The organism is Polaromonas sp. JS666, assembly GCF_000013865.1.
Taxonomy (GTDB): domain Bacteria; phylum Pseudomonadota; class Gammaproteobacteria; order Burkholderiales; family Burkholderiaceae_C; genus Polaromonas.
The window spans coordinates 722,881-737,881 of record NC_007948.1 but is presented as its reverse complement, the minus strand read 5'-3'; the positions used below and the strand labels follow the sequence as shown (position 1 = coordinate 737,881).

Annotated in this window: 11 protein-coding genes and 3 pseudogenes; 5 read left to right on the top strand and 9 right to left on the bottom strand. The window is 62.5% G+C overall.

The genetic code is table 11. From position 1 onward, the window contains the following. Positions 1-168: 168 nt before the first annotated feature. Together BPRO_RS03535 and BPRO_RS03530 are read left to right on the top strand one after the other, a co-directional pair. A complete protein-coding gene (locus BPRO_RS03535; protein WP_011481681.1) occupies positions 169-1,104 on the top strand; it encodes a LysR substrate-binding domain-containing protein in 936 nt (311 codons plus the stop codon). A 166-nt stretch (positions 1,105-1,270) separates the two neighbouring features. After that, positions 1,271-3,460 carry a CHASE2 domain-containing protein gene (locus BPRO_RS03530; RefSeq protein ID WP_011481680.1) on the top strand — a complete coding sequence of 730 codons (2,190 nt, stop codon included), beginning with the start codon at positions 1,271-1,273 and terminating at the stop codon, positions 3,458-3,460. 9 nt (positions 3,461-3,469) lie between these two features. Here BPRO_RS03530 and BPRO_RS03525 read toward each other — a convergent pair whose 3' ends face one another. The 4 genes from BPRO_RS03525 to BPRO_RS03510 all read right to left on the bottom strand — a co-directional run bounded on the left by BPRO_RS03525 (position 3,470) and on the right by BPRO_RS03510 (position 8,991). Further along, a complete protein-coding gene (locus BPRO_RS03525) occupies positions 3,470-5,446 on the bottom strand; it encodes a TolC family outer membrane protein (RefSeq protein WP_011481679.1) in 1,977 nt (658 codons plus the stop codon). A 431-nt stretch (positions 5,447-5,877) separates the two neighbouring features. Next, on the bottom strand, positions 5,878-6,339 hold the full coding sequence (locus BPRO_RS03520; RefSeq protein WP_011481678.1) for a FecR family protein: 462 nt from the start codon (positions 6,337-6,339) through the stop codon (positions 5,878-5,880). A gap of 178 nt (positions 6,340-6,517) precedes the next feature. After that, positions 6,518-8,539, bottom strand: a complete 2,022-nt coding sequence (locus BPRO_RS03515) for a SulP family inorganic anion transporter (protein ID WP_198140979.1) — start codon at positions 8,537-8,539, stop codon at positions 6,518-6,520. Between the two features lie 272 nt (positions 8,540-8,811). Further along, entirely contained in the window at positions 8,812-8,991 is a 180-nt protein-coding gene (locus BPRO_RS03510; RefSeq protein WP_041388303.1) for a hypothetical protein, read from the bottom strand. A 217-nt stretch (positions 8,992-9,208) separates the two neighbouring features. Here BPRO_RS03510 and BPRO_RS30375 point away from each other — a divergent pair. After that, positions 9,209-9,334 (top strand): annotated as a pseudogene (locus BPRO_RS30375) (epoxide hydrolase); the annotation flags it as partial. Here BPRO_RS30375 and BPRO_RS03505 read toward each other — a convergent pair. Next, on the bottom strand, positions 9,327-9,677 hold the full coding sequence (locus tag BPRO_RS03505) for a hypothetical protein (RefSeq protein ID WP_011481676.1): 351 nt from the start codon (positions 9,675-9,677) through the stop codon (positions 9,327-9,329). The pseudogene BPRO_RS30375 and the gene BPRO_RS03505 sit on opposite strands and share 8 nt — an antisense overlap. A 230-nt stretch (positions 9,678-9,907) precedes the next feature. Next, the gene (locus BPRO_RS03500; RefSeq protein WP_011481675.1) at positions 9,908-10,207 is read right to left on the bottom strand and encodes a hypothetical protein; all 300 of its coding nucleotides are present in this window, start codon (positions 10,205-10,207) and stop codon (positions 9,908-9,910) included. A 281-nt stretch (positions 10,208-10,488) separates the two neighbouring features. Between BPRO_RS03500 and BPRO_RS03495 the strand changes: the two are divergent. Next, positions 10,489-11,037: pseudogene (locus BPRO_RS03495) on the top strand (IS5 family transposase); the annotation flags it as partial. 103 nt (positions 11,038-11,140) lie between these two features. Here the strand turns inward: BPRO_RS03495 and BPRO_RS03490 are convergent. Genes BPRO_RS03490 through BPRO_RS03480 form a run of 3 tightly spaced genes read right to left on the bottom strand, consistent with a single transcriptional unit; the run spans position 11,141 to position 14,305 of the window. Then, the gene (locus tag BPRO_RS03490) at positions 11,141-12,136 is read right to left on the bottom strand and encodes a tyrosine-type recombinase/integrase (protein WP_011481673.1); all 996 of its coding nucleotides are present in this window, start codon (positions 12,134-12,136) and stop codon (positions 11,141-11,143) included. Then, positions 12,129-13,064, bottom strand: a complete 936-nt coding sequence (locus BPRO_RS03485) for a tyrosine-type recombinase/integrase (RefSeq protein ID WP_011481672.1) — start codon at positions 13,062-13,064, stop codon at positions 12,129-12,131. Before BPRO_RS03485 ends, BPRO_RS03490 begins: the two co-directional genes overlap by 8 nt. Next, positions 13,061-14,305 (bottom strand): tyrosine-type recombinase/integrase, encoded by a 1,245-nt coding sequence (locus tag BPRO_RS03480; RefSeq protein ID WP_011481671.1) that lies wholly within the window; start codon positions 14,303-14,305, stop codon positions 13,061-13,063. Before BPRO_RS03480 ends, BPRO_RS03485 begins: the two co-directional genes overlap by 4 nt. 126 nt (positions 14,306-14,431) lie before the next feature. Here BPRO_RS03480 and BPRO_RS03475 point away from each other — a divergent pair. Then, positions 14,432-14,856: pseudogene (locus tag BPRO_RS03475) on the top strand (transposase); the annotation flags it as partial. Positions 14,857-15,001 lie beyond the last annotated feature (145 nt).

The following is a 15,001-nucleotide window of genomic DNA, read 5'->3' as shown; positions in this document are numbered from 1 at the left end:
TCCAGGCGGCATCGTCTGCAACCATAAGGCTACGCGCGGAGAACGATGTGCCCATGACAATTGTCAAGCAGGCGGCGGTTTCTCCTCTCGACCGCAAGAATTGGACGGTCCTCGCGCACACCGATATAGTGAAGCCATTGTTTACCTGCATTTAACAATTGAGCTTTCATGACCCCTGAAATTCAACCTGCTGACCTGGGTTTTTTCTCGGTGCTCGCTGCTGCCGGCAGCCTGAGCGCCGCCGCACGGGAACTCGGCATCACCACGCCCGCCGTCAGCAAGCATCTGGCGCTGATGGAGTCCCGCGTGGGTGTGCCGCTGGTGAACCGGACGACCCGGCGCATGAGCCTGACGCCCGAAGGCGAGCTCTACCTGGAGCACGCGCGTCGCATTCTGGGCGAGATCAACGACATGGCGGAACTGCTCGGCGTGTCCAGGTCAACGCCGAAGGGTCTGCTCAGGGTCAATGCGACACTCGGCTTCGGGCGCACGCACGTGGCACCGATCATCTCCAGGTTCGTCCGCAAATATCCGCAGGTCGAGGTGCAGCTGCAGCTGTCGGTCAATCCTCCACCCTTGACGGACGACTCGTTCGACGTCTGCATCCGATTCGGCGCGCCGCCGGACGCGCGCGTGATCGCCAGGCACATCGCGCCAAACCGGCGGCTGCTGTGCGCGTCACCGGCCTATCTGGCCAAACACGGCACACCCAAGGTACCCAATGACCTGACGCGGCACAACTGCATCGGCATCCGGCAGGGCGAGGAGGCGTACGGCTTGTGGCGCCTGGCGAGTGGCCGTGGCCGCAACGTGACCACCGAAGCCATCAAGACCCGCGGCAACCTGACCACCAACGATGGCGAGATCGCCGTCAACTGGGCGCTCGACGGCCACGGCATCCTGATGCGCGCCGAATGGGACATCGAGCGCCACCTGAAAAACGGCCACCTCGTGCAGGTGCTGCCTCATTACTACACGCCTGATGCGGACATCCACGCGGTCTATCCGCAGCGCCACCAGTTATCTGCGCGCGTCCGGGCCTTCGTTGACTTTGCGGCACTGTCATTCTCGAAACGCCCGGCGGCAAGCAAGCCCAAGCCATAGGCCAAGCCGTGGCAGTCAATGCGGCCGGCGGTTGATCTTTCGCCATCGGGTCCGCTCCATGCCGGCCGGACAATCGACATCGCCTTTCGAACACCCCTCGATATAAACCGCCTGTTATCCGGGTCCGCCCCACATAATAGGCGGCAACGTCCCACAGGAATCGACCATGTTCCGAGGCTTATCGTTACGCAGGCTTCCCGGTGTTTTGTCCAATGCCGCGGCAGTCACGCTGGTGCTGTTGATTGCCCTGAGCGGATTGGCACTGTGGTTCACCGATCCGATACCGGTGCAGAGCCTGCGGCTGGCACAGTTTGACCAGTTCCAGCGCTGGCATCCACGCCCCTATACGCCAGCGGCCGTGCGTGTGGTGGACATTGATGAGGCCAGCCTGAAAGCCTACGGCCAATGGCCCTGGCCACGAACCCGCCTGGCCGAACTGGTACAGCGTCTGGATGAGGCCGGCACGGCAGCCATCGCCTTTGACGTGCTGCTGACCGAGCCGGATCGCACCTCGCCGGCGGCCATGGCACAACTCTGGAACAACCCGAGGGTCGGCGCCGCGCTGCAGCGGCTCCCCGACCATGACGAGGTTCTGGGCAAAATGCTGGACGGCCGGAACGTGGTGCTGGGCAGCAGCCTGTCCCGAAGCGGCGAGGCCAACGCATCCGCGGCGCCCGCCGCCAACGTCCCCTCCGCACTGCCCTACCGCATTGTGAGCAGCGGCGCCAGCAATCCGGCGCAATGGCTTCACGGCTTTGACATCGGGCTCTGGCCATTGCCGGTGTTGCAGAGCGGTGCAGCCGGACTGGGTGCGCTGAATTTTGCGGCGGACGCCGATGGTGTGGTGCGCCGGGTACCCCTGCTGTTGCGCCTGGGCCAGCAGATTGTGCCCACCTTGAGCGCCGAGGCCCTGCGTGTCGCTCAGGGTGAGCGCAACCACCTGCTGCGCAGTACCGAGGCCGGCGTGCAGGACGTGCGCATCGGCGGCGTCACCGTGCCCACCAATGCGCAGGCCGAAATCTGGCTTCACTACACGGAGGATCAACCCGATCGCTTCGTGTCAGCGGCCCAGGTGCTGGGCAGAAAGACCGACAGAAAACTGCTGGACGGACACATCGTGCTGATCGGCAGTTCGGCTGCCGGGTTGATGGATTTGCGCTTCAACCCGATGGGAAGGATGATGCCTGGCGTTCAGGCCCACGCGCTGGCGCTGGAGCAGGTGTTGTCGAATCAGTATCTGCAGCGACCCGCCTGGGCCGGCGGGGTCGAGGTGCTCACGCTGGTGCTGGGCTCCCTGGTCGTCGGCCTGCTGGCGCTGGGCACTCCCGCCAAGTGGGCAACCCTGGCGGCAGTCGGGGTGCTGGCCGCCCTGTTCGGCGGCGCCTGGTATGCGTTCGTGGCCGAACACCTGCTGCTCGATGCGATCAATCCCGGACTGGTCATCCTGGTGAGCTTCGGTCTGGCCAGCGGTATGCACCATCTGGTCAGTGAACGTGAACAGCGCTGGGTACGCCAGGCTTTTTCACGCTATGTGTCGCCCAACAGGGTGGCGCATCTGGTGGCGCACCGGGAACAGCTGGAACTGGGGGGCCAGCGCCAGGTCTGCAGCTTCGTCTTTACCGACCTAGCGGGCTTTACCAGCATGATGGAAGCTGACGACCCGAGCCGGGCGGTGGCCCTGCTCAACGATTATCTGGACGCCATGCTCGCCATCGTCTTCAAGCACGAAGGCACGCTGGACCGCATCGTGGGCGACGCGGTGGCCGTGCTGTTTTCGGCGCCGGTGCAGCAAGCCGATCATCGCCAGCGCGCCCTCAACTGCGTGCTGGAGATGGACACCTTTGCGTCAGCCTACGCGGCCCGGCTGCAGGCTCAGGGCATTCCCTGGGGACACACCCGTATCGGCAGCCACAGTGGCGAGGTGATCGTCGGCAATTTTGGCGGCAAGACGCTGTTTGACTACCGGGCGCTGGGTGACCCGATCAATACCGCAGCACGGCTGGAGACCGTCAACAAGCACCTGGGCACGCGCGTCTGCGTGTCACAGGCCATTCTGGATGGCTGTACGGATGTGCCAGTGCGGCGCGTCGGGCAGCTGGTGCTCAAAGGCAAGAGCAAACCGCTGTTGGTGTTTGAGCCGCTGGCCACCACCAATGCCGCCAACTGCGCCGCCCCCGCCGACTATGACGCGGCGATGCGCCTGCTGCAACCCGGCGAGATGCATCACCCGACACTCGCCTGTGAATATTTTGAGGCCCTGGCCGAACGCCACCCGGATGACCCGCTGGTGGCGCTGCACCTTCGCAGGCTGCGCGAGGGTGCTGCAGATGACCTCATCGTGATGACCGAGAAGTGAAGTCCCCCGTCAGCGCACCGTTATCTCTGCCCGGCGGTTACGCGGCTCATTGGTATTTTGAGGTGTAGCCACGAAAAGATTGCGCTCGCCGTTGGACTCCACAATGATCGCGGTATTTCTCAGACCGAGCTGCTGCATTTGTTTGGCAATGGCATTCGCTCGCCTGAGCCCCAGGACTTCGTTCGATTCAGCCGTTCCCATGGTGTCGGTATGGCCGATCACCGTGATATCCAACGCTTTACGGGCCTTGGCGAGTTCCTTGATGCGCGACATCACGGCCTTCGATGCGGCAGTCAACTCGGTGCTGCCGCGCTGGAAGTAGAGCGTGAACGACTCGGGTAGCGGTGGGCGGGCGGCGATGGCGGCGCCGAAATCCCGCTCCACCTGCACCTTGCTGACTTCGAAAGGCTTCACGCTGCCATCCAGCAATGTGCCCTGCTGGGCCTGGGCAAGCGTCTGCTCTCCGCGGTTGCCTTGCACGACCACACGGCCCACGCTATTGTCCGGATTGGGCAACAGCACGACATAGGAGCCGGTACGCCTGGGCGCCACGGCGAACCGGGCCTTGATCTGGTCCACGGTAGCGACCACGGTCTCATCCTGCGGGCACAGCTCGGCCGGGTCGATGCCGGTGCGGTCCTGCCCGGCATCCTGGGCGCTGGGCACATCGCCGCGCTTGACGTTGAGCGCCGTCACCAGCTGCCCCATGCCCGCCAGCGTGCGCGCCTGCGCAATGATCTGGTCGTAGCTGGCGTTGACGTAGGAGCGGTTGGCCTGGAAGTATTCGTTCTGGCTGTCCAGCAGGTCCAGCAGCGTGCGCTGGCCCAGCTCGAACTGCTGCAGGTAGGCTTCGCGCGATTTCTCGGTCGACAGCCGGTGCTGGTCGCGGTAGGCCAGCTGCTCGTTGAGGGTTCTCACGTCACTGAAGGCGATCGACAGGGTCTGGCGCACGTCGCGGCAGGCCTTTTCCTTCAGGTCGCGCGCCTGCTCGTGCAGATCGACCGCCTGGCGCTCGCGCGCCTTGTCGGCGCCGCCGCGAAACAGGTTGTAGTTGAGCACCAGCTCGATGCCATTGACGCGGGTGGTGCCGGTCACGCCCTGCAGGTTGCGGTCCCGCGAGTCATACAGCCGCAGGTCCACGCGCGGCATGTAGGCAGCCTGGCGTGAGGCGATGGCCGTTTTCATGGAGCGCACGTTCTCCAGCGCGGCATTGATGGTGGGGCTGCCCGGCAGGCCGTCTTTCATCAACATTTCGGTGGAGGCGGGCATGGGGCCGATCTGAAACTTGGCGGGCAGCTTTGGCAGGGCCTCCGGCGGCTTCTCGCCAACAATGCGCAGGTAGCGTGCGCTCACATCGTGCAGGTTGGTCAGCTCGGTCAGCAGGTTGGCCTCGGCCAGCGCGAGACGGCCGGTGGCCTGCTCGACGTCGACGCGGCGGCCCACGCCGGCACTGGAGCGCTCTTCGACCTGGCCGGTGGTCTGCTTGTGCACGACGTAGTTTTGCGTGGCCGTATCGACCAGCTCGCGGTAGCGCACGACGTCGGCGTAGGCGCGCACGGCTTCGAGCGCGGCGGTCTCGGAGACTTCCTGCAGTTCGTAGTAGCGGGTGAGCTTGGCATAACCGAGCCGCTTGACCTCGTTGGGCGTGAACAGCCCGTCAAACAGCATCTGGTTGAGCGTGAGCGTCGTGCCACGGAAGTTGTAACGGCCATAGTCGGTCAATGGCGTCTCGCGGCTCTCGCGGCCGGTGCCGGCGCGCAGGTCGATCTGGGGAAAGTAGCCGCCACGGGCCACGTCGCGCTCGTTGCCGGCAGCCTGGAAGCCGTGCCAGCGGGCCTGCACCTCGGGGTTGCTGACCACCGCCTTGCGGGCTGCGTCAATCATGGGCTCGGGCAGGGTTTGGGCGGGTGCCTGGGCTTGCGCCTGTACCCCCAGACCAGCCAGTATTGCCAGCATCAGCAGTGAAAATTGCTTCTTTTTGATCATTCCCATTCCCCAAAAAATGCAGCTCGTTAGAGCTTTTTTATCAGTTTTTACATCAATTAACAACAGATAGCTCACCCGGCCCTGCCGCAAGCACCCCCAAAACGGCAGACCGCCCTTCTCTTGTCTTCCAATATCTTTCCGAGGCCAAATACCCGCACCGCCCATTGAGCCCGGCGAAAAGTCTGAACAGGCAAGCGAAGCTCAAGGCAGTTGATCAGATGAGGAGGCAACACTGCTGCACGACAAGCCGCACAACCCGGTCACGCAGACTGCACCGCTCTTGCCCTCTTTTTCTCTTTTCCAATTGATCTGAAGCCTGCCCTGCAGATGGGCAGCTCAGATGCTTCCAATACACGCGTCAGACACCATCCCAGTAAAAACCCGGCCCATAAAAGGCTGCCGAACCATGCCTCACTCGATCGGCCGGCGATTCAAGGCGTTTCCTGCACGGTGGCCGCGAACTGGGTCCCCCGCACGCCAATGATGCCGCCCGGCGTCTTGACCGTCACGGCCTCTGGCTTGAGCTTGGCAAGCATGCCCGATACGTAATTCAGGCTGCCCTTGGCCAGGCGCGTCCCGAGCTTGAGCTGCCCCTGGGCAGGCGCGTAAAGGTATTCGTCGACCGTCATCTCGGTATCGGGGCCGAAGGACATCACGGTGTTGTCCTTGAAGGTGACACCCAGCGTACCGGCCGGGCCCGTCTTGAGCTGGCTGCCCTGCATGACGGGAGTGCCCAGCTGCGCAGGGACGCGTTGCCCTGCCGTGGTGATCCAGGCTTCGCCCTTCACGGTTTTGACAAAACCGACGGGTTCAGTTTGGGCATGCGACATCAATGGAGCCCAGGCAAAAACCGAGACCACCAGCGCGCTGACGATGTTTCGAAGGTCATTCATTGCATATAACTCCCCAAAAAAACATTTTGGACGACTTGCGATATCCTGCACAAGTCAATTTTCACGCCATTTGACGCTCTTAACTCCTTGCATTGCAGCTTCTCATGCGCAAGGAAAACAAAAAAGCCGTTTTTTCAACTACTCCCGCGCCACCCGGGCCAAAGTGAGCCAACGTGCGTCAAAGCCGGGAAAGATTGCTCTGTATGCTGTTCGACCAGCCCGAGGCTGGTTCGCTGGTTGAGACGGGTTCGCTGGTTTCTTCGGCCAGCAGCGCAGAGGTGCTGCGTATCCGGTAAGACAGGTACTTGACAATATTTCGCATGATTTTCAGGGTGGCCTCCGGCTCGCGGCTCATCAGCGCCGCAATGGCCTGTTTGTCGAGCAACAAGGCGCGCAGCGGGCTATCCGCCTGGGCGGTGGCAGAGCGGGGCTTCCCGTCGATCAGGCTCATTTCGCCGAGGAACTGGCCCGGCCCCAAAGTGGACAGCCGGGTGGATTGATCCCCGCCCGACAAGATACTGACATTGCCTTCTTCGAGCAACCAAACGCCGTCCGCCTCACTGCCCTTGAAGAACAACACCTCTCCCTTGTCCACCTGGCGGGCCTCGCCCAGCAGCAGGACCTCGGTGACTTCTTCTGCGGTCAGGCCGTCCAGCAAACTGTTTTCCTGGAGAGATACGACAAGCGATTCGGCCGATTTTGTGGAGGCCTCCGAAAGAACCACATCCTCACAAAGCTCCAGGCCGCGGTCCATGTCGATGCAGCGTTGAACCCCTGGTATGGCCTGCAGGGCCTCGTGCAGTTCCGACGATCGGGTCCGGTTCATGCCGGTGAGCACCACGGTCAGGTCCCGTTCAACAACCGCACGAATGAGCCAGGTCAGGGCATTCAGGCCGCTGGGGTCCACATCAAGAACGTGACTGACATCGATGACAACCGCCTTGGCGTTGGGGTTCAGTTCGTCGACCAATTGAGTCAGCCGGATGCTGTTGCCAAAGAACAGATGGCCATTGAGCTTCAAAATGCCCACCCGGTTGAACGAGTGAGTCAGCAGGTTGCTTTCCTCAAAGGTCCTGACCCGCCGCGAACGATAACGATCAAGGTAATTCCACTTCGTGGTGAGACTGTCCGACACACGTCGAAGAATGACCAGGCACGACAAGCCGATGCCCATGAAACAGGCCCAGATCATGTTGCCGAAATATTCGACGATGGAAATGACAACCGTGGTCCAGAAGCCCAGATCGGACGTTCCTTCACGGCGCCAGTGCCGCGTGCGCACGATCTCCCAGAGCCGGTGAAAAAACTCGCGCTCGGCCATGAGCAGGGCTTGCAGGAGCAGTATCCCGGCCACCATGCCGACCGGCAAGATCACAAGCCAGGTGCCGAAGGCCAACAACAGCACTCCCGTGAACACCAGACCCACCAGCGCCACATACACGCCGCGCCCTCCGGCCAGCCAGCTGGAAATGCTTCGGGAATTGTGACCCGTACAGGGCACGCCCCCCAACAGGGCACTGACGATGTTGCAACCACCGAGCACCACCAGTTCGCGGTTTGGATTGATGCGGATGCCAAAGCGCTGCTCCATCTCGTTGGCGGCTGTGAAGGTCTCCAGGATCATCACCAGTGCGAGCGTCATGACGCCGGGCAAGCCGATCTTGAGCAGGCGCGCGAAATCATGTTGCGGCAGTTCAGACCAGAGTCGCACCGACATCCACGCCCAGTCTGGCGCGAGCCACGCGCCAGACGACCGAAAGGGGGACTCCATCAGCAACATGGAGATGAGCACTCCCGCGAGCAGGGCCGCCACAACGCCCGGGATGAAATTCAGCGCCTTCGCCCGCACCAGCAGGCGGGGCCAAACCACAAAACAGGCCACCATGCCGACAGCAGTAAAAGCGGCCAGCCGGCCATTGTCCGTGAGCGTCTGAATACCCAGCATCAACAGAAGCAGGGCCGTGCCATTGCTGATACCCGCGGTGACAGGCATGGGGATCATCTTGAACAGATTGCCGATTTTCAGCAGGCCACAGAGCAGCACCAGAGCGCTTGCCACCATAAACATGAGACTGCCAGCCGCCAGCCCAACGGCGAGCTGCGCCACGGTCAGGTGCAGTCGGGGGGCATGCCCCGCCGCATCGCCTGCAGCGGCAGTCAGGCTTATCACCAGCCAGACATAGGCCGCCAGGGAGGCCATGCGCGCACCCGGTATCACAGCAGGCTGCCCCCGAAGAAGGAGGTTGACTGCGGGTATCAAGGTAGCGGTGATCATAGTGGCCCAAAAGCCCGCAGCCATCGATTCAGGCCCCAGCATGGTCATGAAGAGCAAAACAGGGGCGACCGTGGTCGTCAATCCCCGCAGTGACGCCTGAACACCGCCGCGCATATCGGCGCGACTTATTTTTATCAACTCCCGCATACCCCCCCCGTAGAATTGAAACTTGTCATGAATCCTGACAAGCAACGTCGCTACCGTTCGGTCCCGATGTTTTTGGAAACATCCGGAAACATCGGAGTATGAAGCAAATATCGAACCAGCGCGACGTCGGTCCGGGCGAACTGATGCAAGGCCTGTCCGACGCACTGCTCCGGGGCTTCGACAATCTTTCTGAATGCCTCTTGCTCTTGCTCTTGCTTTTGCTTTTGCATTGACGATTGCATCGATAGCGAGCGCTCACATTAATACTCCATTCAGGCGCGTGCACAGGGATGCTGAATAGCTCCCGGTCGAGTCGGACGACGCTGCCGGGCAGGACACGCGCCACTCTGCGAGGCGACCCGCAAGCGGCCTCATGGGCGTCGTGTCGCTGACAGTCTTCGACAGGCGCGGCGGCGGAATGCAGCTCGTTGCATTTGACGCACGATGGCCAGCAACCTCAGCGCCGTGGACATCCCGATCTCTGCGGCCGTGACGGTGCTTCCCGGCGAGATCTACCGCGCACCACGCAGCTGGGTCGAGCGCAGTTATCACAAGCTCATCTTTTTCAACGAGCCTTGAGTCTGTCATTCTGACCCTGCACGCGCGATGCGTTGGCACGTAGAGCGGCCTTGTCGCCCTCGTTGTCCGTGGCCTGCATGTCGTCGTTGAGCTTTTTGACACGGGCGGTCAACGCTTCGATTTGCAGACGCTTGCCGTCAATGGTGGTCGCTGCCGCCTTCTCGTTGGCCGCTGCGCTGGACAATGCACCGAACGCCGCGCCGCCCAGCAAGAGCGCCGCGACAAGCGGGTTAGCTGCCAAGTACACGCCCTGCACCTTCACCGACGCCACGTCACCGGCGTAGTTGCCACCGATTGTCATGGCCGTGGCAGCAGCCGGGATGGGTTTGTTTGTCATATGCAGCTCCTGGTGTGAAGTGTTGTAGTGAATCCGTTCGCACCTCGTGAATGCGGCATCGCCGCCGCGATGAGCACAGAGCGTCTTGGTCAGGCTGTGAGCTTAGGCAATCACCCTGGCCGCCGCGTCATCGGAAGCGATGATGCGGCTACTGCTGTCGTTGGGCGTCTTCCAGGGCTGCCGCTAGTCCGGTAGTTTCAAAAGGTGTGGCCCATTGGCAATGGCGCGCACTACATCCCGTAGGCGGCGATGGACGCTCCGGGCAAGTCGGAATCGTGCGCGGTGCTGTGTTGATTCACCACCGTGTGATCGAGCCGCCCAAGGAGCAATGGTGTTGCTGCAGCTGTTTCGGTCTCGGCACGGGTCGGGGCAGCCACGGCTGTGCCAACGACGGTCACGCCTGAAGCGAGGGAGGCAACGTACTGTCCACCGAGAATCACGGCGCCGATCAAGCTGCCAGTTATCAGCGCGATGGAAGCGATCGACCGGCGTTGCCGTTCGCTGTCTCCGGCATGGGGTTTCTTTTTCATATTCAGCTCCTTAATATTTTGGCTTGGTCATGGTTGTTTTTCCTTTTTGTATCGAGATGGGGGCTGCCGCGGCTTGGGCATCCCAGGCCATCACCGCATGAAGGATGAGTTCTCGTCGCCGCCATAGCCCGAAGCCCACTGTATCGCCCGCGCGCGGGGCGGACCATCGGGGATGGGCCCCCGTTTCGGGCTTGGGGAAACCCTTATTTTGGGATAGGGGCTTCCCCTAGGGCAATGCTGAATAAGGTCCACGATCACGCAGACTGAAGCGTTACATGCCGATGAAACAACAACCCCTTGCCATGGCTGCCGATCAAGGATCGGGATTCGAACAACACCGCAAGCCCACGCGGCGAGACGAGTTCTTGAAGACCATGGAAGCCATCGTGCCGTGGGCAGCGCTGTGCGAAGTCATCGAGCCGCACTACCCCAAGGCCGGCAACGGCCGTCCGCCAATTGGCTTGGAGCGCATGCTGCGCATCCACTTCATCCAGCACTGGTTCAACCTGGCCGATCTGGCCTGCGAGGAGGCCCTGTACGACAGCGCCAGCCTGCGCCGCTTCGTGGGCATCGATCTGGGCCGCGAGCCGGTGCCCGACGCCACCACCCTGCTGAAGTTTCGCCGCCTGCTGAACGACAACAAGCTCGGTGAGGCCCTGTTCGCCAAGGTGGGGCAAGAACTGCAGGCCCGAGGCTTCAAGCTCAACACCGGCACCATCGTGGACGCCACCATCATCGGCGCGCCCAGTTCGACCAAGAACGCGGACAGGGCGCGCGACCCCGAGATGCATCAAACCCGCAAGGGCCAGCAATGGTATTTCGGCATGAGATGTGGTCGACCACATCTCATGCCTAATGTGGCGTTGGTCCATATGTGGCGGCCGGCGGCGTCGCCCTCGGGAGGACCGTCGCTGAGTGGCACATAAATTCCGGTCACAGCGATCTTAGGAACTCCATGATGTGCGGTTGGGAATGCCACCTCTTGCCTGACTTCTGGGCCGCGGAGATCTCGCACTTCGCCAGCGCTCGCGCCTTGCCCTCGAGGTCGATTTCGGCGTAGACATTGGTCGTGTCGAGCGATGCATGTCCAAGCCAGGCTCGCACGGTGTTGATGTCGACGCCCGCACTGAGCAGATGCGAGGCCGTGGAGTGGCGAATGGAGTGCGGGCTGACTCTCTTCATCGCGAGCGATGGCATGAAGTCCTTGGCTCTCGCGGCGGTGCGCTCGACCAGTGCGTGGACGCCGAAGCGCGTCGTCGGCTGGCCACACCGGTTGAGAAAGACGTGCTCGTGCCGGGAACGTTCGCCCACGAGGGCGCGCAACTCGCGCACCGTCGCTGGCCACAGGGGGCATTGGCGGCGTTTACGCCCCTTGCCGAGAATGTCGACGCTCGCCTGATCAAGATGCAGGTCGCCGACGATCAGCTCCGAAGCCTCGCTGGCGCGCGCGCCCGTGTTGTAGAGGAATAGGAGCAGCGCGTAGTCCCGACCGCCTTGCTCCGTTCGCCGGTTCGGACAGGCCAGCAGCGCGTCGATTTCCGCCTTGTCGAGGTATGGCACTGACGCTTGAGTCCCTTTCTTGTAGGGCACGCAGCGGACCTGTGCACACCAGGCGATGTGTTCGGGGCTATGTTCACCGACGAATCGGGCCAAGGCGTGAATGGCCGCCAGGCGCTGATTGCGCGTGGCGATGCCACAGCCGCGGTGAGTCTCGACGTCACTGAGGAACTCCCGCACCAACTGCGGCGACACATCGACCACCGCCAGTCGGTCCACGGCCTTGTGCAGGCGCCCCGACACGAAGGGGAGCAACTGGCACATCGTGTCTCGGTAGCTGCGCCGCGTGTTCGCCGCCAGATTGCGCTCACTGACCAGGTGCTCCAGGAGGAATCGGCGAATCCACGGTCCAAGGGTGCTGGTGTCACGCATGGCTGGTCTCCCCGAGAGCGAATTGCTCGAAGCGCGCGCTGGCCTGCTGCAGCAACTCGGGCGTCATGCTCAGATAGCACTGCGTGCCGCTGATGTGCACGTGACCCAGATACGTCGCCAACTGCGGCAGCAAGCGCTGCACGTCGACGCCTTCGCGATACCAGCGCACAAGACGCGTCACGGCCGCGGTATGGCGTAGGTCATGCAACCGCGGCTGGTAGCGACCACCGTCGTGGCGACGGACCTTGGCTTGCGATCGCATCTGACGGAAGGCTTGCTCGGCGCCCGCCCGCGAGACGCGCTCACCTCGAGATGTCAGCAAGAACGGCGCGTCGGGATCCAGCGGCGAACGCTTGTAACGTCGCCGCGCGTACTCGCGCAAGACCTGTGTCAGGTCGGTGCCTATGGGCACGAGTCGTGTCTTGTAGAACTTGGACCTGCGCACGTAGAGGACACGGTCGTTCAGGTCGACGTCGGCCAGGTTCAGATTCAGCGCTTCACTGATACGCAGTCCCGTTGCGTAGAGCAACAAGAGCTGGGTTCGGCTGGTGTGCGCATCGATTTTGCAGAAAGCACGACCAGCGGCGGCCTGCAGGAGCCGCTTGATCTCATCCTCCGAGTAAATGTAGGGCGTAAACGTCTGGGGACACCTCGGCTCTGTGGTGGGCAGCGGCACGCTGGAGACGTACCCGCGGGCGAGGCAGAAGCGATAGAAGCCGGCAAGGGTGCCGAACTTGCAATGCCAGTACCGCGTCATCGGCCCGTTGCCATCGAGGAAGGCACGCACCGACTCCGGCCCGATCCGGTCGACTTCGATGCTTCCCAGACTCTTGCTGAATGACTTCAGCATGCGCGCCTGGGTCGCGAAGCGCATCCCCAGAGATTGCTTGTAGCCCACGTAGGTCGCGACGGCTTGCTCGATCTTCATAGCAGTCCCCCCAGACTGAAGTCGGCAACCTGACGCAGGCCAACGAGATCCACCTTGGCGTAGGTGCGCGTGGCGGAGGCACTGCGGTGGCCGAGATGATCGCCAATCTGCTTGAGAGACAGGCCTTCGGCCACAAGATGAGTTGCGCAGGCATGGCGCAACGCATGAGGTCCCGTTCGGGGACAGCGGATACCCAGTGCCTCCAGGCGCGACGCCACAGCGTGATGCAAGCCATTTGGCGCCAGCGGCACCAGCGGTGCCTTGAGCGTCAAGAACAGCCTGCGCGAGGCGCAGCGCGGTCGCACCTCACGCACATAGCGAAGGATCGCATTGCCGACCTCGGTGGTCAGCGGGTAGTCGTGCTTGCAACGCTGCTTGGGACGTGCGACGTGAAGGATGTCACGCTCCCAGTCGATGTCGTCCAGAGTCAGCGCAACCACCTCGCCTCGCCGCAGGCCATAGATCGCAAGTAGCATCAGAATGACTCGGTCGCGGATGTCCCGGGGTTGATCCGTGTCGGTGCTGGCGATCAACCGCTGAACGTCATCCCAGCATGGACCGACAGCCAGCGCTTCCTGCTTGAACAGGGGTGGCCCCTCGATCCCGGCGACGAAGCCTTCTGCGCAACGACCCGTCGCGGTCATGTGGGCATAGAAGGATCGCAGGGCAGTGGCAGCCGTCGCGATGGACGCCCGGCACCAACCCTGCACGCCTCTCATCGACAAGAAGGCATCCACTTGGTGCAAGGTGGCGTCTTCGGCGCCACGGTGTTGCTCGGCGAGCCAGGTCAGGAATGCTCGAACATGCCAGCAGCGGTTGTTGATGGTGATCGGGGACAAGCCACGCTCTCGCTGCATGTGCCTGGCAAACTCGTCAATGAGATCAGTGCCGGCCCCGGGCTTCGCAGGCGGCAACTGCAGGCGCCCCATGAATCGCAGCCAGTCGGTGGCTACTTGCACGAATCTCTGACGCCGATCGGGTGAGATGCGGCGGCCGCGTCGTCGGTGATGCCGGACCCAACGATCGGCGACCGAGGCGACCTCCTCGGGCGTGACGGCCCGCGTACCGCTGACGTCCAGGCGCTGCGCGACGACCAGGAGCTCACTCGCCAGGTTTGAAACCGAATCTCTCGTGGCCCCCGACGCTGCGAAGTGCGCGACAAAGCGGTCTCGCTCCTCGGCCGCCGGTCCATCGAGATGCCGGGCCAGGACGCGCGAATACCGATACAGATTCTCGAACATGATCGGATCCCCTTATGAAATGAAGGGACCCGACTCTACGCCGCCGATGAAATTTATGTGGTGCTCAGCGACGGGCCTCCCGAGGACGCCGCCGCCGGCCGCCACATATGGACCAACGCCACATTAGGCATGAAGCTGCACATCGGGGTAGACAGCCAAAGCGGCCTGACGCACAGTGCTGTGTTCACCGCGGCCAATGTGCATGACAAGCATCCGCTGCCCGACTTGCTGCATGGGCAGGAGAGGCGCGTGTACGGTGACTCGGCCTATTCCAGCCAAAAGAATCTGATTGAGGGCAAGGCACCCAAGGCCAAAGACTTCACGAACCAGCGTACGCGGCGCAAGGGCATCGTGGACGAGGCACTCAAAGCGAAGAACCGCAACAAGTCACGCATTCGCTCGCGGGGTTCGGCGTGCTCAAGCGGCTGTGGGGCTTTGCCAAGGTGCGCTATCGGGGCCTGGCCAAGAACGCCACGCGCGCGTTCACAGCCCTGGCACTGGCCAACATCTACCTCAGCCGATCAAGGTTGATGACACAGGTGCGCCCATGAGGGTGGCAAACGGGCCGAGAGGCCCAAGAAACAGGCCCAGGGGGCCTCAAGAAAGGTCGCTCAGCGACCCGTTTGAACCCAATCGCTCCGTCATTGACCCGCGTGGGCTCTTTGACGGGGCTTATTCAGCGTAGCCCCAGGAAAG

Bases quoted from the DNA above. Each gene is read 5' to 3' on its own strand.
- BPRO_RS03510 (WP_041388303.1), bottom strand. From the start codon at position 8,991: ATGCAAAAGCAAAAGCAAGAGCAAGAGCAAGAGGCATTCAGAAAGATT.
- BPRO_RS03535 (WP_011481681.1), top strand. From the start codon at position 169: ATGACCCCTGAAATTCAACCTGCTGACCTGGGTTTTTTCTCGGTGCTC.
- BPRO_RS03520 (WP_011481678.1), bottom strand. From the start codon at position 6,339: ATGAATGACCTTCGAAACATCGTCAGCGCGCTGGTGGTCTCGGTTTTT.
- BPRO_RS03500 (WP_011481675.1), bottom strand. From the start codon at position 10,207: ATGAAAAAGAAACCCCATGCCGGAGACAGCGAACGGCAACGCCGGTCG.
- BPRO_RS03515 (WP_198140979.1), bottom strand. From the start codon at position 8,539: ATGGCCTCCCTGGCGGCCTATGTCTGGCTGGTGATAAGCCTGACTGCC.
- BPRO_RS03490 (WP_011481673.1), bottom strand. From the start codon at position 12,136: ATGCGTGACACCAGCACCCTTGGACCGTGGATTCGCCGATTCCTCCTG.
- BPRO_RS03485 (WP_011481672.1), bottom strand. From the start codon at position 13,064: ATGAAGATCGAGCAAGCCGTCGCGACCTACGTGGGCTACAAGCAATCT.
- BPRO_RS03530 (WP_011481680.1), top strand. From the start codon at position 1,271: ATGTTCCGAGGCTTATCGTTACGCAGGCTTCCCGGTGTTTTGTCCAAT.
- BPRO_RS03525 (WP_011481679.1), bottom strand. From the start codon at position 5,446: ATGATCAAAAAGAAGCAATTTTCACTGCTGATGCTGGCAATACTGGCT.
- BPRO_RS03480 (WP_011481671.1), bottom strand. From the start codon at position 14,305: ATGTTCGAGAATCTGTATCGGTATTCGCGCGTCCTGGCCCGGCATCTC.
- BPRO_RS03505 (WP_011481676.1), bottom strand. From the start codon at position 9,677: ATGACAAACAAACCCATCCCGGCTGCTGCCACGGCCATGACAATCGGT.